Origin of the sequence: Shewanella sp. FJAT-51649 (assembly GCF_019457435.1) — a bacterium.
In the GTDB taxonomy this organism is placed as follows: domain Bacteria; phylum Pseudomonadota; class Gammaproteobacteria; order Enterobacterales; family Shewanellaceae; genus Shewanella; species Shewanella mangrovisoli.
Map to the genome: position 1 here is coordinate 2,068,292 of NZ_CP080411.1, position 19,550 is coordinate 2,087,841.

Annotated in this window: 20 protein-coding genes; 12 read left to right on the forward strand and 8 right to left on the reverse strand. The window is 46.5% G+C overall.

The genetic code is table 11. The features are described from left to right. Positions 1-18: 18 nt before the first annotated feature. Positions 19-798, forward strand: coding sequence for a class II glutamine amidotransferase (locus K0H59_RS09300; protein WP_088211317.1), 780 nt, complete (start codon positions 19-21; stop codon positions 796-798). A 155-nt stretch (positions 799-953) separates the two neighbouring features. Here the strand turns inward: K0H59_RS09300 and K0H59_RS09305 are convergent, their stop codons facing one another. Together K0H59_RS09305 and K0H59_RS09310 are read right to left on the reverse strand one after the other, a co-directional pair. Then, positions 954-1,766, reverse strand: a complete 813-nt coding sequence (locus K0H59_RS09305; RefSeq protein WP_220055333.1) for a DUF3108 domain-containing protein — start codon at positions 1,764-1,766, stop codon at positions 954-956. A gap of 129 nt (positions 1,767-1,895) precedes the next feature. After that, the gene (locus tag K0H59_RS09310; RefSeq protein ID WP_220055582.1) at positions 1,896-2,336 is read right to left on the reverse strand and encodes an MGMT family protein; all 441 of its coding nucleotides are present in this window, start codon (positions 2,334-2,336) and stop codon (positions 1,896-1,898) included. A gap of 220 nt (positions 2,337-2,556) precedes the next feature. On the opposite strand from K0H59_RS09310, the gene def reads away from it, so the two are divergent. Together def and rhlP are read left to right on the forward strand one after the other, a co-directional pair. Next, positions 2,557-3,048, forward strand: coding sequence for a peptide deformylase (gene def, locus K0H59_RS09315; protein WP_088211315.1), 492 nt, complete (start codon positions 2,557-2,559; stop codon positions 3,046-3,048). 210 nt (positions 3,049-3,258) lie between these two features. Then, positions 3,259-4,107: a rhombotarget lipoprotein gene (rhlP, locus tag K0H59_RS09320; RefSeq protein WP_088211314.1), complete on the forward strand. Its 849-nt coding sequence runs from the start codon at positions 3,259-3,261 to the stop codon at positions 4,105-4,107. Between the two features lie 465 nt (positions 4,108-4,572). Here rhlP and K0H59_RS09325 read toward each other — a convergent pair whose 3' ends face one another. The 3 genes from K0H59_RS09325 to K0H59_RS09335 all read right to left on the reverse strand — a co-directional run bounded on the left by K0H59_RS09325 (position 4,573) and on the right by K0H59_RS09335 (position 6,449). Then, positions 4,573-5,466, reverse strand: coding sequence for a DMT family transporter (locus K0H59_RS09325; RefSeq protein WP_088211312.1), 894 nt, complete (start codon positions 5,464-5,466; stop codon positions 4,573-4,575). Between the two features lie 2 nt (positions 5,467-5,468). Then, positions 5,469-5,921, reverse strand: coding sequence for a GNAT family N-acetyltransferase (locus K0H59_RS09330; RefSeq protein ID WP_088211311.1), 453 nt, complete (start codon positions 5,919-5,921; stop codon positions 5,469-5,471). A gap of 114 nt (positions 5,922-6,035) precedes the next feature. After that, positions 6,036-6,449, reverse strand: a complete 414-nt coding sequence (locus K0H59_RS09335; RefSeq protein ID WP_249554904.1) for a Crp/Fnr family transcriptional regulator — start codon at positions 6,447-6,449, stop codon at positions 6,036-6,038. 807 nt (positions 6,450-7,256) lie between these two features. Here K0H59_RS09335 and K0H59_RS09340 point away from each other — a divergent pair. Then, positions 7,257-7,697, forward strand: coding sequence for a hypothetical protein (locus K0H59_RS09340; protein WP_220055334.1), 441 nt, complete (start codon positions 7,257-7,259; stop codon positions 7,695-7,697). A gap of 296 nt (positions 7,698-7,993) precedes the next feature. On the opposite strand, the gene ylqF is transcribed toward K0H59_RS09340, so the two are convergent. Together ylqF and K0H59_RS09350 are read right to left on the reverse strand one after the other, a co-directional pair. Beyond that, positions 7,994-8,935 (reverse strand): ribosome biogenesis GTPase YlqF, encoded by a 942-nt coding sequence (ylqF, locus tag K0H59_RS09345; RefSeq protein ID WP_069454860.1) that lies wholly within the window; start codon positions 8,933-8,935, stop codon positions 7,994-7,996. Positions 8,936-9,082: 147 nt separating this feature from the next. After that, positions 9,083-9,922 carry an isopenicillin N synthase family oxygenase gene (locus K0H59_RS09350; RefSeq protein ID WP_220055335.1) on the reverse strand — a complete coding sequence of 280 codons (840 nt, stop codon included), beginning with the start codon at positions 9,920-9,922 and terminating at the stop codon, positions 9,083-9,085. A 377-nt stretch (positions 9,923-10,299) separates the two neighbouring features. On the opposite strand from K0H59_RS09350, the gene K0H59_RS09355 reads away from it, so the two are divergent. After that, a complete protein-coding gene (locus tag K0H59_RS09355) occupies positions 10,300-11,205 on the forward strand; it encodes a bifunctional methionine sulfoxide reductase B/A protein (protein WP_220055336.1) in 906 nt (301 codons plus the stop codon). Between the two features lie 95 nt (positions 11,206-11,300). Here K0H59_RS09355 and hemB read toward each other — a convergent pair whose 3' ends face one another. Beyond that, complete coding sequence (gene hemB, locus K0H59_RS09360; protein ID WP_220055337.1) at positions 11,301-12,299, reverse strand: porphobilinogen synthase; 999 nt, start codon at positions 12,297-12,299, stop codon at positions 11,301-11,303. Positions 12,300-12,674: 375 nt separating this feature from the next. On the opposite strand from hemB, the gene tsaB reads away from it, so the two are divergent. The 7 genes from tsaB (at position 12,675) to rnd (ending at position 19,421) form a co-directional block, all read left to right on the forward strand. Beyond that, positions 12,675-13,385: a tRNA (adenosine(37)-N6)-threonylcarbamoyltransferase complex dimerization subunit type 1 TsaB gene (gene tsaB, locus K0H59_RS09365; protein ID WP_220055338.1), complete on the forward strand. Its 711-nt coding sequence runs from the start codon at positions 12,675-12,677 to the stop codon at positions 13,383-13,385. 142 nt (positions 13,386-13,527) lie between these two features. Further along, on the forward strand, positions 13,528-13,836 hold the full coding sequence (locus K0H59_RS09370; RefSeq protein ID WP_220055339.1) for a hypothetical protein: 309 nt from the start codon (positions 13,528-13,530) through the stop codon (positions 13,834-13,836). Next, on the forward strand, positions 13,829-14,536 hold the full coding sequence (locus K0H59_RS09375) for a M50 family metallopeptidase (RefSeq protein WP_220055340.1): 708 nt from the start codon (positions 13,829-13,831) through the stop codon (positions 14,534-14,536). The genes K0H59_RS09370 and K0H59_RS09375 overlap by 8 nt, the downstream gene beginning before the upstream one ends. 130 nt (positions 14,537-14,666) lie before the next feature. Beyond that, positions 14,667-15,479 (forward strand): class I SAM-dependent methyltransferase, encoded by an 813-nt coding sequence (locus K0H59_RS09380; RefSeq protein ID WP_220055341.1) that lies wholly within the window; start codon positions 14,667-14,669, stop codon positions 15,477-15,479. A 21-nt stretch (positions 15,480-15,500) separates the two neighbouring features. Further along, a complete protein-coding gene (locus K0H59_RS09385) occupies positions 15,501-16,367 on the forward strand; it encodes an alpha/beta hydrolase (protein ID WP_011717316.1) in 867 nt (288 codons plus the stop codon). 199 nt (positions 16,368-16,566) lie between these two features. Further along, positions 16,567-18,240 (forward strand): long-chain-fatty-acid--CoA ligase FadD, encoded by a 1,674-nt coding sequence (gene fadD, locus K0H59_RS09390; protein WP_011717315.1) that lies wholly within the window; start codon positions 16,567-16,569, stop codon positions 18,238-18,240. A gap of 71 nt (positions 18,241-18,311) precedes the next feature. Then, the gene (rnd, locus tag K0H59_RS09395; protein WP_220055583.1) at positions 18,312-19,421 is read left to right on the forward strand and encodes a ribonuclease D; all 1,110 of its coding nucleotides are present in this window, start codon (positions 18,312-18,314) and stop codon (positions 19,419-19,421) included. Positions 19,422-19,550 lie beyond the last annotated feature (129 nt).

Consider the following 19,550-nt stretch of genomic DNA (forward strand, 5'->3'; position numbering starts at 1 on the left):
TTGAGAAAGGCGAGAAATATGTGTGAGTTACTGGCGATGAGCGCCAATGTGCCGACCGATATTGTGTTTAGTTTTACAGGGTTAGCACAGCGTGGTGGCGTCACTGGGCCCCATGTCGACGGTTGGGGGATCACTTTCTATGAGGGCCGTGGCAGCCGTACTTTTAAAGATGCCTGCCCGAGTAGTGAGTCGCACATTGCAAAGTTGATCAAATCTTATCCGATTAAAAGCGAGGTGGTGATAAGCCATATTCGCCAAGCTAATCGCGGCTGTGTTTCCCTTGAAAATACCCACCCATTTACCCGTGAGTTGTGGGGCCGTTATTGGACCTATGCCCACAATGGCCAGTTGAGCGACTATCAGGCGAAGTTTCAGGTTTCCCGCTATCAGAGCGTTGGCGATACCGACAGCGAGCTAGCTTTTTGCTGGATATTAGAGCAAGTCGCGGCCAAGTTTGGCGACCGCCGCCCAGAGGACATGCAAGCGGTGTTTCGGTTTGTGGCTACGCTTGCCGAACAAATCCGCGCCCTTGGGGTGTTTAATATGATCCTCAGCGATGGCGAATATTTGATGAGCTATTGCAGTAATAATCTTTGTTACATCACCCGCAGAGCGCCGTTTGGCAAGGCAAAATTAATTGATACCGATGTGGTGATTGATTTTGATAAAGAAACCACACCACACGATGTCGTGACTGTGATTGCGACTCGGCCGCTGACCGAAAACGAAGACTGGCAGGTGATGCAGCCCGGCAATTGGAAGTTGTTCCGCTTAGGTGAGCTGCTTATCGATTTGTAATCGGGGCGTTGTCACTTTCGCTCTTTTTGATGGCATTTAATCAGAGAAAAAGGCCAAACGGAGTCACTCACGTTTGGCCTTTTGTGCTGCGCAGTTACTGCATCTTAGAAGCAGTACTCAATCCATCTGAAATCGGCGATAAATGTGTATCAGGCTTAATTAGCACCCGTACCTAAAAGCTTAGGTACTTTCTGCTCTGTCGGAATTTCGGTTTCAACGGCAGCGGCTTCAACGGCAGCGGGCGCGACTGCAACTGGCACATCGTCGAAATGATAATTCAGTAGTTTGATATCCAGCTGTTTGCTGCCTTTTTCAAAGTGCGTTAAACGAACGGGCAGGTAGGCTAGATCCGGCGCCATCCAAAAGAAGGTTTGGCGTTTATGATTGTCCCGCACTACCTCAATTTTGACCGTATCGTAACTGCCGCTCTCAATTGTCATTCGCTCCTTACCAATCACATGGAACTTATATTCATCGAGCTCGTTGGATTTAATCATCTTATAATCAAGCACTTCTTTACCAGTGCTGATATCGAGTCGAAACTGCAGCTGCACCATTAAAGGGTCGAAAATATCACCTTCAAAGGGGAATTTACCTTTTTCGTCCTTATAACGGGTGTGGATCATCCCCTGTGCCTTGGCAAAGGCGGTTTGCTCGACAAAATTCGGGCCAACACCTTTGCGCTCATGCAAATAGCGCATTGGTAATAATTGATTACCCTCTTGGCCAAATTCACTCAGCACATGGCGCACATCGGTCAGTAATAACAGGCTAAGGTCGCTGTCGAAGCGATATTTATAAACGCCATCCTCGATGGCGGGCAGTTGATACTTGGCCTTACCCAACTCAATATCACCATAATTAACTTGATATTCAGCAGTTTGAGGCGTTAAAGGCGTTGGCGCCGCCATCGCAAATACGCTGTGGGTGAGCGCGAGACTCACGAATAACGTTGGAATTGTGCGCAAGTAATGCTCCTTTATATCGCAAACAGATTGCGGCTAACACCGCTTATCCCATTGGCTAAACTGCCAAGCTTAATTGTTTATAGCTGAGGCCATATCGGGTGTAAACAGTTTATAGATCAATATTTTAAACTAGAAGGGGATTGACATCACTAAGGTTGCCATATCCGGTTGCCACTCAAACTCAGACAAGTCTACGTTGCCACAGTGCACTGTAACGCCTTCAATACGCAATAATTCCATCTGTTCCTGAAAGGGGACTGAATGCTTTTCGAAGGATATTTTCCCTTGGCTGTTGAGTACTCTATGCCAAGGAAGTGACAAATGTTCGGGGGCCGATTTGAGCGCCTTCGACACATAGCGGGCGCGACCGGGTAAACCGGCAAAATCGGCCACCTTACCGTAACTGCTGACTTTGCCAGGCGGGATCATCGCGACAATATGCCAAATCTTCGCCATCGGCGAGAGCTTGCTTTGTGTCTCTTGTGTGCTGTGCGTTTCGTCTGGCGTGATGGCCTTATCTTGCTCTAAGTAGCGATAAAGTGGAGATTTATCTTTTGCAAACCGCATGATGATGCCAAATAAAACCATGAAAGAGGTGAGCCAGTGTAACGTTAAATAGCGCCCAAGTGAAACCGCGGACTGTTAATGCTGCTACAAGCTGCTACAATTTAAATCTAAAAAATCGATTGTAATGATTTTTATTAAACTATTTAGTTTTGAATATTGAGAAAACACAGGAATAGTTCATAATAGCGGCAAATTTTTTGACTCACTAAGAGATGAAACAGGCATGGCTGTACTCGATATTCTGACAATTCCCGATGAGCGTCTAAAGCGCAAAGCAGAACCCGTAAAAGACATTGAAGCGATTCAGGGATTTATCGATGATTTAATCGAAACCATGTACCACACCGACGATGGTATCGGTCTGGCCTCGACCCAAGTGGGCAGTACAGATGCGGTGATTGTGATCGATTTATCCGAAAATCGCGATCAACCCTTAGTGCTGATTAATCCAGAGATTGTTGAAAAGTCTGGCGAATATGTGGGTGAAGAAGGCTGTCTTTCTATCCCTGGCTATCGCGCAAAAGTGAGCCGTTTCGAAAAGGTCAAAGTCACCGCCTTAGACAGACAGGGCAAAGCGATTGAAATCGAAACCGATGACTTTTTAGCCATTGTTTTGCAACACGAAATCGACCATTTACACGGTAAAGTGTTTATCGAACATTTATCAACATTAAAGCAGCAAATCGCGTTGAAAAAAGTGCGTAAATACGCCTAAGCAGATGAATTTGCGCCACTGATTGTCGTAATCATCTAAATCAAAGCCGCATTCCGATGCGGCTTTGTTGTTTCTAAGCATTTAAAAAGCCAAACAAAAGCGCGATATGTGAAGTTAACGGCTTGTTTTTACAGCAGTGACTCGCTAAGGTAGCGGCAATATGCACGGGTTGCATGGCCTGTGCGCAGTAAGGATACGGTAGGGAAACAGATGAAGACAAAATTCATAGCGCTTATGGGCGCGCTGGCATCGATTAGCATCTTGCTTGGTGGTTGCAGTGCGTTTTTTAACGGTAACACCACCGAAAAAAACGTGGTCTCCAGTAGTCTGGTTGAATATCTCTATCCCGACGATAAACAGCGTGAGGCGCAGCAGCCTAGTATTCCGGTACTGCGTCTTCCCATCACGGTCGGCATTGCCTTTTTACCTTCCACCCATTGGCAATCCGAAGCCCTCGATAGCAGCTCGCAAATCGCCTTGCTGGATAAAGTGAAACAATCCTTTGTTAAATATGACTTTATTGACCGTATCGAATTAATCCCCAGCACTTACCTTAAAAATGGCAAAGGTTTTAGTACCCTGCAGCAGGTCGCCCGCTTACACGATGTCGATGTGATGGCGCTGGTGTCTTACGATCAACTGTTACAAAGCAGCGAGAATAAGGCTTCACTGCTGTATTGGACCATAGTCGGCATGTATATGGTGCCCGGTAATGAAAACGCGATCCAAACCTTTGTCGATACTGCGGTATTTGATATGCGCAGCCAAAAGATGCTGTTCAGAGCGCCCGGCATTAACCAACTTAGCGACACATCAACCGCGGTGAGCGTCACCAACGTGTTACGTGAAAAATCCGCCGAAGGCTTTGATCTAGCGGTAAACGATATGATCACTAACTTAGACGCCGAATTAGCCCGCTTTAAAACCCGCGTGAAAGAAGAACATATTGCAACCATTGAACATAAACAAGGTTATAGCGGTGGTGGCAGTTTATCCCTATTAATCCTTTCGCTACTGGGCATATTTGCGCTTCGCCGTTTAACTATCTGCAGAGAATAGTTGAGTTGATTGGTTTGAGCCTATTTAGTTGATAGGGAAGGTTAGTTAGGATGATATTTATACCGTTAAGAGCACTGCTTTATTGATGGCAATCTTAACGACTATTGAACTGTTCATCCGGGTAAAAGCTTTTTGCACCATTCGGTGTTAACGTAATTACTCAGTGGCAAATCAGTGCCACTGAAATCACCGTACTTTTGTTCATGGTTACTAGCAGAAAGGCCGTGACAGAAAACTCCCATTTACTTTCAAAAACGGGACTACTAATCAGAAATCATAGCTTGTATTGTTATGCATTTCAGTTGAAAGTTCTAACCTAGAACTGGATATTTCTAATTTAGCAGAGAAAAACAGATTCTAATCTTCAGCTAACATTCCTTATCCCAAATAGATTATCGAAACCAACAGATTTTTCAGAGAGGTGACAAGTCTGTTTTAAACTAACTAAAAGTGGTCAATTTGACATTACTCGATAATACTTTTCTGTCTCTCAGACGATTGATTTGAGCATAGCCTCAATTTAAGCAATGATTTCCAAGGCAATAAAGGCAGTATAATCATGAATATCCCTAATACGGTCAAGATGTCTGGCACTTCATCGAACCATATCACACCAAATAAAGTGACAAATACTAGCCCTGAGTTCTCTGCAACAGCAATAGAGCTAGCTGGTGCACGTTGATAAGCAGTTACAACCAACCCATTGTAAGTAAGAACCAAAGCTGCACTGGCTAAAATCAACAACAGGTGTATGGTCGAAATAGGTGTCCAGTAGAAAAAAGCTAGGCTAGCTGATACAGGTAGTGAAAGTAACGATGTCCAAAAGAGTGTGCTTACAACCGTTTGCTGCTCTGGTAATTTTCTTGCAGTGATATTGAATAGTGCTAGGGTTAGCGTGGTAGCGAGTGCGAAAATTGCTGCCCATTGAAATTCTGATGGTCTCAACACTACAATAACGCCAATAAATCCTAAGAGAGTTGATGCACTGCGTTGAATCGTCGGTTTTTCGCTGAGAAGTAAGATGGATAGCGGTAGCATAACCAGCGGCGCTGCGTAAAAAACCGCGTTAGCTGTCGCTAGAGTTAAGTGAGTTATCGCTACAACCATGCAACCGCTGCCTATAACAATCAAATGTGCTCTAAATAGATGGAGTTTAGGGCTATACAACTTTCGCTGCTGCTTAGACTGCTTCAACCATAAAGGACAAATAACCAAAGCGGAAAATAATTGGCGTATGAAAATGTACTGAAAGGTTGAGATTTCGCCATTAAGTAACTTTACAGCAACATCAGACAGTGAAGTAGCAAAGTTACCTATTATGAGAAGTAGTATCGCAACATTGGTTACAGAGAAAGGTATGGTTACTTTTCCAACTTCATATCGATATGTGGGATGTCATCTTCCAAATAGATAGCAGAAGTCGGTATAAATCCATGATGCTGATAGAATTCAGACAGGTACTTTTGTGCGCCAATCTCGATTGACTCGTCAGGCCACAACAGCTCACATGCACTTAAAGCCTCTTGTAACAGTTGATGACCAAAGCCACCTCCGCGATGATTTTTTGAAATAGTCACACGACCGATACTGGCAGATGGGTAACTAATCCCCTTTGGCAATAGGCGTGCGCAGGCTATTAGTTTGTCACCTTGATAGCTTAATAAGTGGTAAACATCTTGCTGGTGATCTTTGTTATCCAATTCTGGATAAGGGCAGTTTTGCTCAACAACAAACACCTCAACTCTGAGTTTAAGTAGTTGATATAGTTGTATTGTAGTTAGTTGAGAAAACGATTTGAGTTGCCAAGTAATCATTCTTTTCCTGCTTTGCTATTGATGAAGTCTGCAATGTAGCAAGGCAGGATTATTAAGGCATTAACAATAGTTAACTTTGATTACGCTTTTTGATATGACTTAGACTGATTGAGGTCATGCCAAGATAAGCGGCAATTTGATAATCGTTGAGACGTTTTCGCAAGTTGGGATAATGTTGGCAGAACATTCATAGCGCTCTTCAGGAGTATAGAGCAACATAAAGCGTTCTTTGTTTTCCTTATACATTAGTTGCGTTTCAAGCAGCTTAAGATAAATACTGTGCTTTTGCTCACGCCAAGTTATCAATGTTTCGATAGGCAGAGACAGAATAGAGCTCTGGGTAAGAGATTCTAGCTGGTATGGTGAAGGTTGTTGGTTGACTAAGCTTTCAAAACCAATGATCCAGTCATTTTCCCAATAAAACTGTTTGCTAAACTCTTTCCCCTTATCAGTCAGATAAGCGGCGCGACATATTCCCTCTAATAGAAAGAAAATCTCTTTTGCAACTTCACCCTGATGGAGCAACATATGCCGTGTCGGTAACTCAATTAGTTTTGCTGAGTGCGTTAATTGCTCTATCTCTTGCTGAGTAAAGTCATACTGTTGTATTGCTGGAAAGCGTCAAACATAGTGCGTGGTATCTAAGTTGTCTCTGTAGCTAATCGAACGGGATGTTGAAGCGTAATAACCAATTTGCCAGAAAAAATTAAGACGGACAACATCATGCTTGACGATGTTAACTTATAAACAATGGATACTGCTACTTCCATTCTCACCATACCAGCAAAATATACCCCACTCTTTCAAACTTATTTCCATCCTGATTACGCATGCAATACTGATTGCATGTCAATGTGAAAAATAAATATTTATACATACTATCTTTGTTCGAAATTGGGGATTTTTTCATCGATTCTCCGCTGCCAACCATGAGGAATGTATTGAGAGCTCAGTGGCAAAATTTATCATTGAATAATGGCGTCAACTTAGAAAGGGGAGGGAGAGCTTCAGGGATTAGCCATGGGTTGCATATCCTACGAAAAATCATGCATAAAGTGAATCTGGCACTACAGATCAAGGATGAACGTTTATGTTCATTTTCTTGCATCTCAGGCACTGTGATCAGCGGTACTTGGTTGCGTTTGGGATACTAAAACTTATCGATTGGGTAGAAATCAGCCCGTCATCGTAAATTGGAAATGTCCCATTTCATGCTGATGGATTTATCTACAATGGGTGATCTGCTTTAGTGTTTTCATCCCAATGTGGTATTGGCGCCAATAGGTTTTATCCGTATCTTGCTTTGGAGATTTGGCTCATTCTAAGGGAGGTATTATGGCCGAAATTAATGCGATATCTGAGGACATTCAGAAAGAACTCGAAAAGTTAGCTCAAAAAGGGCTTGTATTGCTCAGTTTGTCGGAGCACACATCGCCGCCGGAGATAGTGGCGGCGATTACGGAACTGACGCGTGACTATCGGGCAAATCAACGAGTGATGGATGATGATGTGATTTACGCACTCGGGGCCTTGCTTGGCTGGCAATATGTAAAAGGGCTCAACTGGCACTGGGGCTCAGTCGTTTGGGACTTTGATGAAGCCAACGGCGCCATTGGGGTATTAAATCACGATAACTCATTGTTCAATAATCCGATTGGCTGGATGGACAATATAATGGCCTCTGAGGGGGGAGTGCCCTTTATGTTAAGTTACAACATGATAGCCGCAGGCCAAGCCCCGGTGTTCGAGCCCAATAGTGCCTCTGGTTTGTACTGATGGAATAGCCCGTAAGCATAAATGGCTTAAGGCTTATATTGTCACTAATAGACGCTTGCCAACATCGCAGTAAATTTTGCTGTAGATTGAGAGATTGCTTCGCGAACCATGAATACGTGGGGCAAATAAAAAGCCAGCGCTAAGGTAGTGCTGGCTTTTTATTCCGAACTTAGGGCTGTTGATGCATTCTGTAAAGCGATTTTTAATCTAAATAATCAATTTAATTAATCACTTAAATTAGTCGCTTTAGCGCCTCTTGCTCGGTTAGGCTTACGCACAGCGCTTAAATACAGCGCTTAAACATTATGTCGCTTCCCTGAGCGTTTCAGTTTTTCCGCTTCTAGCTTAGCGGCCTTTTCGGCGGCTTTTTCAGCCAGAATGCGTTCCACTTCGGCTTTTTCGATTTCAGCCATCGCAGGGGTTTCGAGGGACAACAGGCCAATTCGACCTGAGCGGTAATCGTGTAACACGACTTCTGAAGCCTTATGCAAATCGATGCGACCACCGGGACGCAGTGCGCCACGTTTACGGCCGATTTCTTCGAGTAACGCCATATCATCCTGAGGTAATTCGCTGATGTTATAGCGCTCGCAAATTTCCTTCGGGTACGCCTTTAAGAAATAACCAGCGGCAAACAGTGCCACATCTTCGTATTCCATGGCGGTATCTTTAATGGCACCCGTGACGGCGAGGCGATAGCTACTGGCTTCGTTATCAACTTTAGGCCATAAAATCCCTGGTGTGTCCGAGAGCACAATGCCGTTGCGCAGGTTAATACGCTGCTGGCTTTTGGTGACGGCGGGTTCGTTACCGGTTTTAGCGATAACACGACCGGCTAAGGTATTGATAATGGTGGATTTACCTACGTTAGGGATCCCCATGATCATAGTGCGAATGTCCTTTTCGGTCTTATCGCGACTCGGTACTAACTTACGACAAAGATCCGGTAGCATTTTCAACATACCCGGTTGTAGCGTGGTAATCGCAGTCGCTTTTACCCCTTGTTCACGCTCAAGGTATTCAATCCATTGGGCAGTGATATCAGGATCGGCTAAGTCGGATTTATTCAGTAGCTTGATACAAGGTTTGTCGCCGCGAAGCTTTGACACCATGGGGTTTTCACTACTGTAGGGAATACGGGCGTCCAGCACCTCAATCACCAGATCGACCTGAGGCATAGCCTCTTCGATCTCTTTGCGTGCCTTGTGCATGTGCCCCGGATACCATTGAATTGCCATGATAGCGCCTTGTTCTAAATGATCTAAAGACGGCTATTCTACCTTGAAGGCGACGAATGTCATAAAAAAAGCGCCCGAAGGCGCTTAATTGCTTAATCTTGATGCGAATTTGAGCTTATCACTCATTTCGCTGACGCGTAGTTGAAATTACAGGACGCCCAGCTCGCGCAATCTTTCCATTAAGTAGCTGTCGGCGGTATAGCGCTCAGACAGCACAACCGAAGGATTAGGGTGTAAGAATAAGGGCAGAGAAATACGCGACTTAGTCTTATCCGTGCCTTCAGGGTTAATCACGCGGTGTGAGGTCGATGGGAAATAACCGCCCGAGGCTTCCTGCAGCATATCACCAATGTTGATGATAATATTGCCAAAATCACTTGGTACATCTAACCAAGAACCGTCTTTGGCTTTCACTTGCAGCCCTGGCTCGTTGGCCGCGGGTAGCACAGTGATGAGGTTGATATCTTCGTGGGCTGCAGCGCGGATAGCGCCCATTTCTTCATCGCCCGTCATCGGTGGGTAATGCAGGATGCGCAGCAGGGTTTTGTGGCTGTCGGCAATCATTGCTGGCAGCGGGATAGAGAATTTGGCTTTCACCTCGTCTGGTGAGTAGGTTTCAATCCACTCTAACAGTTCAGAGGCCAGTGCATTGGCTTTTTCATAGTAGGCCAGAATATTGGCACGCAAAGAATCTGGAATACGACCCCAAGGGTACACGTGGTAATACTCTTTGATGTCTTTAACTGTGTGGCCTTTTGCGGTTTCTGAAATCGACGCGGGGAAGAAGCCATCGTGGGTTTCACGATTGAACATAAACTCGTTCTTAGCGTCAGAATTGAAAAAGGCTTGCCACTCAGTGTAAATACTTTCGACCAACTCTTTATCGATAGGGTGGTTAGAGAGCACACCAAAGCCCGTTTCACGTAGGGATTCGACAAAGCGTTTGGCGCTATCGGCTGCGCGATAATCAATGGTTTCTAATTTCATATTGTTTCTACTTGTTATATATGGTTGTTAACCAAACACTTTCTAAGGATAACGGTAAGGAGTCGTTGCCACTTATCTCATTATCGGTATGGTGCGCTAAGCCCTAGTGCAAAGCGGCCAAAATAGAAAGGATTTGGGTAGAGAATTGACCCGCAGCAAGTGTAGCTTTGCACTCTGTTTGGTGCAAACACTCAAGACGACGGACTGAGATTACTGCTGAATTTTCCTCCAGTTATTTAAGCAATGGCTCAATCAACAGGATTTTATCGACTAAAGCGGCTACTATGCCAAAAAGCCAATTCAGGCCGAGGCGCAATAAACCTAAGGAATAAACGGTCTTATGCAGGCGAATACCTTAGGAGCTAAAGGAGACTTTTATGAACAAACTGACTGATTTTGAACGCTATGTCATAGAAGAAAAGGGCACAGAACGTCCCTTTAGCGGTGAGTACTATAAACATGACGCCAAAGGCGTGTATTTGTGCAAAAAATGCCATGCGCCTTTGTATCGCTCAGAAGATAAGTTTAATGCCCACTGTGGTTGGCCAGCCTTCGATGATGAAATTCCGGGCGCGGTGAGTCGCCATGTTGACGCCGATGGCCGCCGTACCGAAATCGTCTGTAGCCAGTGTGGCGGCCATTTAGGTCATGTGTTCGAAGGGGAATATTTAACGCCGAAGAATATTCGTCACTGCGTTAATTCTGTCTCCATGCTGTTTCAAGCGGCCGATGAGGCGGCTGCATCGACGCATAAAACGGCCTTTGCGACCTTTGGTGCGGGCTGTTTTTGGTGTGTTGAAGCGATTTTTAAGAGCCTTAAGGGTGTGCTGAATGTCAGTTCAGGTTACTCGGGCGGCGAAGCGAGCGATGCCGATTATAAGTCGGTGTGTTCGGGATTAACGGGGCATGCCGAAGTGGTGCACATCGAATTTGACCCTGCGCAAATCAGCTTTACAACACTGCTGCAGGTGTTATTTGATAGTCACGATCCCACCACGCTGAATCGTCAAGGCAATGATAAAGGGCCACAGTATCGCTCCGTCGTCTTTGCTCACGATGTGGCGCAGATTGAAGAGACCAATGCCATGATTGCCAAATTAACCGAGGAAAGGGTATTTGATGCGCCGATAGTGACCCAAGTGGTGGCCTTTGAGTCATTTTATCCCGCAGAGGATTACCACAATGATTACTTCGCCCTGCATGGTGAGCAGCCCTATTGCCAAATTGTGGTAAGGCCAAAGGTTGAGAAGATCAGAGCCCTTTTTGCCGAGCTGCAAGCATAGGCTTAATGTTCGAGCAAAATGACGGATAAAAAATGCCACCGATTAGGGTGGCGTTTTCGTTAACTGCTTGGTCAATAGGCTGAAGACTCAGCGCATTAGCGGGATTGCGCTAACCACTCGGCATATTGTTTCGCGTAATAACTGACAATTAAATCGGCGCCGGCCCGCTTTAACCCGATAAAGGTTTCGGTGACGACGGCGCGCTCATCGAGGGCGCCCGCCAGTGCGGCAAACTTAATGCCGGCATATTCGCCGCCGACTTGATAAGCCGCTAAGGGGAGGTGGGTTTCCTGTCTTAGGCGACTTAACACATCCAAATAGGGCGTGCCGGGTTTCACCATCAGAATATCCGCGCCTTCCTCTTCATCGAGTAGCGCTTCGAGCAAGGCTTGGCGACCATTGGCGTAATCGAGCTGGTAGCCTTTACGGTTTCCGCTAAGTTCACAATCCACCGCGGCCCTAAAAGGCCCATAGAAGGAGGAGGCGAACTTGGCAGCATGGGCCAAAATGGCAATGTGCTCAAAGCCTGCCTCATCCAGCCCTTGGCGAATGGCTTTAATCTGGCCGTCCATCATGGCCGATGGCGCCAGCATATCGGCTCCCGCTTTGGCGGCGGTAATGGATTGTTTAACTAAGTTAGCCACGGTTTGATCGTTACAGACTTCGTCATGGTGCAATACGCCGCAGTGTCCGTGGTCGGTATATTCACAAAAACAAATATCGGGGATCACCATCATCTCTGGCGCGGCGGCTTTGATGGTGCGGATCATCCGTGCGAGTAAGCCATTGTCATCCCAAGTGTCGCTGCCCTGTGCATCTTTGGTGTGGGATATTCCAAAGGGCATCACATAGCGGATCCCTAATGCGTAAAGCCTTTGGATCTCATCGGCAAGCGCACTCTCGGGCAGACGACTGATCCCCGGTAAGGTTGAAATAGGCACGGCTTGGCTGATGTGCTCTTCAATAAAGAGTGGGTGAACCAAGTCACTTAGGGAAATTTGGGTTTCACGCACTAGGTCACGCATCGCTTCGGTGCGGCGTAGGCGTCTTAAACGGCGCAGGGGTTTAAGGGTATTTTCTCTGGTACTGCTCATTGAATTTCCTTATTAACAGTGTGAAAGCATCACGCGAAGCTTCGCGTCAAAGGGAGAGAGTAAAAACGATGCTTAGGTTGTACTTGTTGCTTTGGTGATCTTGATTAAGTGAGACAAAAGCTTCAGCACTGTTTGCTCTGACCTAAAATAGGGCAAAAGTTTCCCAATATTTGGCCAAAGGCCGAAGAGGTTGTTGAGTTAGTGATGGCGATCACAAACTCGACACTAAGCTAATCGAGCCATTAACCGCTGTTTTTAAGCCTTTGCTTTCGATTATTTGATGTTATCATTTGCGCCAATTTACACTTGGTATAGTGCAGGACTTCGATAAGTCGCTATTCGTCTGCTCAACTATACCCACAGCGCGGTTTTTATATGACAACACCCCAAGACTCTGTTTGTATTCTCGCCCTCGACACTTGTACCGAAGCTTGTTCGGCTGCCCTGTATTATCAAGGACAGGTTTTTGCTGAGTTAGCTGATGCGCCACGGGAGCATAGTCAGCGTTTATTGCCTATGGTGGAAGCCGTATTAAAACAAGCCAATGTCGGCTTAGATAAACTGGATGCCATTGCCTACGGCCGTGGGCCAGGTAGTTTTACGGGGATCCGTATTTGCACTAGCATGACTCAAGGTTTAGCCCTAGGGTTAGACTTACCCGTTATCGGTATTTCAACCTTAGCGGCCATGGCACAAATGGCGATTGCTGAGCACGCTGCCGAGCAAGTGCTCTGTTGTATCGATGCGCGCATGGGAGAAGTGTACTGGGGTCAATTCGTTGCCGTCGATGGCATTGCCACCTTAGTCGGTAAAGAGGTAGTGAGCGCGCCAGAGCAGGTTGAACTGGCATTCGATCTTAATAAAGCCATTGTGGGCTGTGGTACTGGCTTTGATGCCTATCCCGAGTTATTAGCGTTAGGTAGCGGGATTACCACTTTAGCGGCGGTGAAGTATCCCGATGCCCGTGCCATGTTAGCGCTGGCCGAAGCGGGTATCAAAGCAGGACTAACCACCAGTGTCGATGAACTCGAACCTGTGTACCTACGCGATACTGTGACATGGAAAAAGTTACCGGGACGTGAATAAACTGTTCATTCTCGCCTATGATACGTTAGAATCTAGATTGTCTGCATGGGTTCTCGATGCAGACATCAATTCTTAGTTAGGCACTCGTCACAACCGCCTAACAAGGTTAACTAGGCTTATAGGATATAAACTGGGCATTTTGATGCAGGTAAATTCGCTTCAAACGAGTTTGACACAAGCGGTTGCGAGTAATCGCCCCGCAGTCATACAGGGAATGTCGCCCACGGAAGCGCCACGCCCTGTGATTGAGCTCGATGCGGTTTCTGCCTTAGCTTTTGATGATACTGCGGATGGGTCATCACAAAACCTACAATCTAGACTCGGTGCCCAGCTCGAGTACGAGCAAAGCACCCGAGGTCATCAAGGGGCTATCGCCCAATACCTACAAACGCAACATGCCGCCAAACGTGAAGAAATTCAGCAGATGGTCGGTGTGGATATTTATGCCTGATACTGCGCCTGTGTCTTCTCAATCCCGTTTTACTCCACGTTTAACCGGCGGTTTGCCTAGCCGTGGTTTGTTTATCATCGAACTAATGCTGGCACTGATATTGACGCGCATCCCTTATCTGAGCGTGCCTTTTAAGTGGCTAGAGAGCTATTTTCACGAGTTATCCCATGGGATAGCGACTGTGCTCAGTGGCGGCATAGTGAGTCATATTCAACTCTTCCCCAATGGTGCAGGTTTTTGCTTTAGCCAAGGTGGCTCGCCACTGGTGATTGGATTTGCGGGCTATTTTGGCGCAGCCTGTTGGGGATACCTTATTTACCTGTTGGCAACTTGGCCTAAGGGCATTCGCCTAAGTTTTGCGTTTTTAGGCGGCTTAGTGGTGTTAAGCGGCCTGCTGTGGGGGCGAGATTTACTGACCTTAGCCATATTCGCTGTGCTGACGATAGTGTTGTTACTGCCGCTAAAACTCAGCAAAAATAAAATCCTCACGCAATTTTTACGCATTATCGGCCTGATGATCATGCTCAATGCGCTGGCAAGCCCGACGGTATTGCTCGGACTCGAAGGGCAGGGCGATGCGGTGCTGCTGGCCGAGCGTTCATGGATCCCGGCATGGATTTGGGTCGCCATTTGGCTGTTTTGCAGTCTCTGCGCCTTGTTTATGGCTTGGCGGCGGGTGGATTCTGCCATCTCTCGCTAATCTATGGCGGCATAATGTCGCTATGGCATCACAAATATTTACAGCCTAAATAGTCAACTTGTGCGGCTAATTCTTGGATTTTTTTATATAGACTGCTAGCTTAAGTCTTCGGTATCCAAGGAGAATTATTATGAAAAAAGTCACACTCGTCGCCAGTATGCTGATTGCTGGTTTATGTTCCGGTATGGCCTATGCCGATGAAGGCTTGGATAAGGCCATTAAGAGCGAATTTCGCCAAGCGAAAAACGCCAGTCGTGATATTTATCGTCACCCCGCTGAAACCCTCACATTTTTTGGTATAACCCCGACACAAACCGTGATTGAACTCTGGCCCGGCAATGGCTGGTACACTGAAATTCTTGCCCCTTATCTTGCGTCTAAGGGGCAGTATATTGCCGCCAGTTTCGAAACTACCCCAAGCACGGATACCCCAGGTAATCGCTATCGCGCCAATGCGGGCGTGAAATTCGATACTTGGATGACGGCCAATAAAGCTTTATTTGGTAATGCAAAAATGGTGGTTCTCGACCCACCGGCCAAGATGAATTTAGGTGCCGATGGCAGTGCGGACTTGGTATTAACCTTCCGTAACTTACATAACTGGGCCTCAAGCGACCAGCTCGAAAACGTGTTTGCCGCCTCCTATAAAGTGCTGAAAGATGGCGGTGTGTTTGGCGTGGTCGAACATAGAGCCAATAAAGGCATGAATATGAGCACGGGCTACATGGACCAAGACGAGATGATCGCGCTGGCCAAAAAAGTGGGTTTTACCTTAGCCGAAAGCTCAGAAATCAACGCCAATCCGAAAGACACTAAGGACTACGCCAAGGGCGTCTGGACGCTGCCACCTTCGTTTGCCTTGGGCGATACCGATAAGGAAAAATACCAAGCAATTGGTGAGAGCGATCGCATGACGCTCAAATTTATCAAAAAATCGCGCTAATCACCTGACATTAGAGGCAATATGTGGCAATCTTTCGCCCCCAAAAATCAAGTCGAGTTTGTGTTACCCCATATCAAGCTGAGTGGTCGATTATGGGGAGCGAAAGATAAGCCATTATTGCTTGCGTTGCATGGCTGGTTAGACAATGCGAACAGTTTTGAGCCTCTCGCTGAGTATTTGCCTCATTATCAAATACTTGCCATAGATTGGCCCGGTCATGGCTTTTCTGCGCATCGGCCGGGACATTATCCATTGCATTGGATTGACTATTTATACGATCTCGATGCGTTACTGGCGATGTTGCCGCAAAAGCCGCTGGCTATCATAGGGCATTCATTAGGGGGCATTATTGCCTCGGCGTATACCGCGACCTTTCCAGAAAAGGTCAACAAACTGATTTTGATTGAGGCGTTAAGCCCACTGTTTGAGTCGGCGACTCAAGCGAAAACGCGGCTGCGAAAGAGTTTTTATCAGCACGAGAAGTTTTTAGCGCAAAAGCATAAACAGCTAAAAGTCTACGACAATATGGACACCGCAGTAAAAGCCAGAGTGCACTTAACGGGGCTGGCGGAGCCTTGGTGCCGTTTGTTACTCGAGCGCAATATGCAACCAACCACCGATGGTGTTGCGTGGCGTAGCGATCCAAGATTAAGGCTCGACTCACCCATGCGGCTGACCTTTGAGCAGGTTGATGCACTGATGCAGCATATTTCGGTCTCGACCTTATTAATCTGCGGCAAACAGGGCTTTAGCCAGTTGCAGGCTGCGCTGCCCAAGGCGAGGAAATGGTTCACACACTTGTCTGAACATATGCTCGAGGGCGACCACCATGTGCACATGGATAACGCCAAAGGGGTTGCGCACTTGATCCAGCAGTTTGTCGAATAATCGCTTTTGCTTACATAAAAAAGACGCTAGGTTTTTTGTTTTTTTTATGTGATGATGATCAAAATTAAAACGCCCGTATGATTTATGCGGGTCAATCAATAACAATAAAATGTAAGTCGGTATTTTAACTCGGTATTTGTCGAGTATTGACGGTAGTAGGGATACCGTGTCCGCAGTTGTGGGGATTTAGGAGAAAGTAGTGGATCAGCCTTGGATTAATCATTTGCCAAAAGATGTACCTGCCGAGATTAATGCGGATCAGTATTCATCGCTCGTCGATATGTTCGAGACGGCGGTGGCCAAATATGCGGATCAACCGGCATTTATCAACATGGGTGCCACGCTAACTTACCGTAAACTTGAAGAACGCAGCCGTGCGTTTGCCGCTTATCTGCAAAATGAATTGAAACTCCAAAAGGGTGACCGTGTCGCCCTGATGATGCCGAACCTGCTGCAATATCCCATTGCGCTGTTTGGTATTTTACGTGCGGGCATGGTGGTGGTGAACGTTAACCCGCTTTACACTCCCCGCGAATTAAAGCACCAATTAGTCGACTCTGGCGCTAAGGCCATTGTTGTCGTATCAAACTTTGCCCGTACCTTGGAAGAGGTTGTCGACCAGACACCCGTTAAAAGTGTGATTATCACCGGGCTTGGGGATCTGCTGAGCGCGCCAAAACGCACCTTAGTGAACTTTGTAGTCAAATACATTAAAAAACTAGTGCCTAAATACGATTTACCCCATGCACTTTCAATGCGCGAAACCCTCTCAAGAGGGCGCAGAATGCAGTATGTCAAACCCGTTATCACGGGTGATGACCTAGCCTTTTTGCAATACACTGGTGGAACGACTGGAGTGTCAAAGGGCGCCATGTTGACCCACAAAAACGTGGTCGCAAACGTATTACAGGCCAATGGTGCTTATTCACCCGCACTGCGTGATGGCAACGAATTTGTAGTAACAGCCTTGCCGCTTTACCATATTTTTGCTTTAACAGTAAACTGCTTACTGTTCTTACATAAGGGCAGCCAAAACCTGTTAATCACTAATCCTCGGGATATTCCAGGGTTTGTGGCCGAACTGAAAAAATATCCTTTTACCGCGCTGACAGGCGTCAATACCCTGTTTAATGCGTTAGTGAACAGTAGCGATTTTGCTGAACTGGATTTTTCTCGCCTAAAATTATCCATTGGTGGCGGGATGGCGGTGCAAAAAGCCGTGGCCGATAAATGGCAAAGCATCACGAAAACCCGTTTACTTGAAGGTTACGGTTTAACCGAAGCCTCGCCGCTACTCACTTGCTGCCCCTATAACTTAGACGGTTACAATGGTTCTATCGGTTTCCCTGCGCCATCGACCTTAATTCAAGTGCGTGATGATGCAGGTAATGTGTTGCCGCAAGGCGAGACGGGTGAACTGTTTGGTAAAGGTCCACAGATCATGAAAGGCTACTGGCAGCGCCCAGAGGAAACGGCCAAAGTGATCGATAAAGACGGCTGGCTTGCCACCGGCGATATCGGTTATATGGATGAACAAGGCTTCTTCTATATCGTCGACCGTAAGAAAGACATGATTTTAGTGTCGGGCTTCAACGTCTTCCCCAATGAAGTCGAAGAAGTGGTCGCGTTACATCCTAAAGTGATTGAAGTGGCTGCCGTTGGTGTGCCTAATGACGCCAGTGGTGAATTAGTGAAGGTGTTTGTGGTGGCAAAAGATAAATCTTTAACCGCTGACGACATCATTAAGCATTGCCGCGCGCATTTAACGGGATATAAAGTACCGAAGCTGGTAGAATTTAGGGACGAGTTACCTAAAACCAACGTGGGTAAGATCTTGCGACGAGAACTTCGAGACGAAGTGAAGCGCGCGTAAGATTGAAGCCGGCAATGAGCCGGCTTTTGTTTTTATGGACGGTGCTTAACCCACAGGAACTGGAGAAGAATTTGTCAGTGTTTCAGTATGTGAGCGACGAAGCGAGCCTTAATGCCCTCGTCGCTCAATATCAACAGAGCCGACTGCTCGTGTTAGATACCGAGTTTGTGCGCACACGTACCTATTACGCTAAGCTTGGCCTCATTCAAGCCTATGATGGTAAAACCTTGGCCTTAATTGACCCGGTTGCGCTGCCAGATCTCAGTGCATTTTGGTCTTTGCTGGATAATCCCAACATCATCAAATTGGTGCATTCGTGCAGCGAGGACTTAGAAGTCTTCGCCCATTATGGTCAGCGTCAACCTACGCCTTTGTTCGATAGCCAAATCGCAGCCTCTTTATGTGGCATGGGCCATGGCCTAGGTTATGCCAAGTTAGTGGAAACCTGTTTAGGTGAAGTGATTGATAAAGGTGAGTCGCGCACCGACTGGATGCGCCGCCCTTTAACTGAGGCGCAGCTGAGCTACGCCGCCAACGATGTGTTGTATCTGTATCAACTCTATCCGCAACTTGCCGACAAGCTTAAAGCGCAAGATCGCTTAGGCTGGCTGTATGAAGAAGGTGAGCGGATGACAGAAGGGCGCTTAGCGACGCCCGATATGGATACTGCGTACCTGAGAGTGAAGAATGCTTTTCAGCTTACCGAGCATCAATTGGCTTACCTTAAAGTGCTGGCTAAGTGGCGTTTAGAAAAAGCCTTAGCGCGGGATTTAGCTTTGGGCTTTGTGATTAAAGATCACGGCCTGATCGCGCTAGCGAAGAAGCAGCCTAAGAGCATGGGCGATTTGCTCAAACTGAACGATTTGACCGAGCAGGAGAAACGCATTCACGGTAAAGATATTTTACGGGTGATGCAGACTGCCGATTTAAGCAACCCTCCCGAATTAGTGGATGTCTTAGCGCTTAAACCAGGTTACAAATCGGCCTTTAAGAATATTAAAACCTGCTTAACTGAACTGTGCGAGCAGCATGCTATCCCGATGGAGATGCTGGGATCTAAACGTCATATTCATGAGTATTTACAATGGCGTTGGGATAAACAGCAGGGTGAGTTACCGACGGTCTTAAGTGGCTGGCGCGGACAAATCGCCGCCGAATTGTTGGCCAAGCTTGACATCTAATTTGAGAGCTGATTAATACATAATCTGCAGTAACATCGAGGTCTTGGCGTGTTGTTAAGACCTTTATGAACGCGAACATAAAGCTTTGCTAAACAAGTGTAACCAAGTCTTAGTTCAATCTTATGTCGC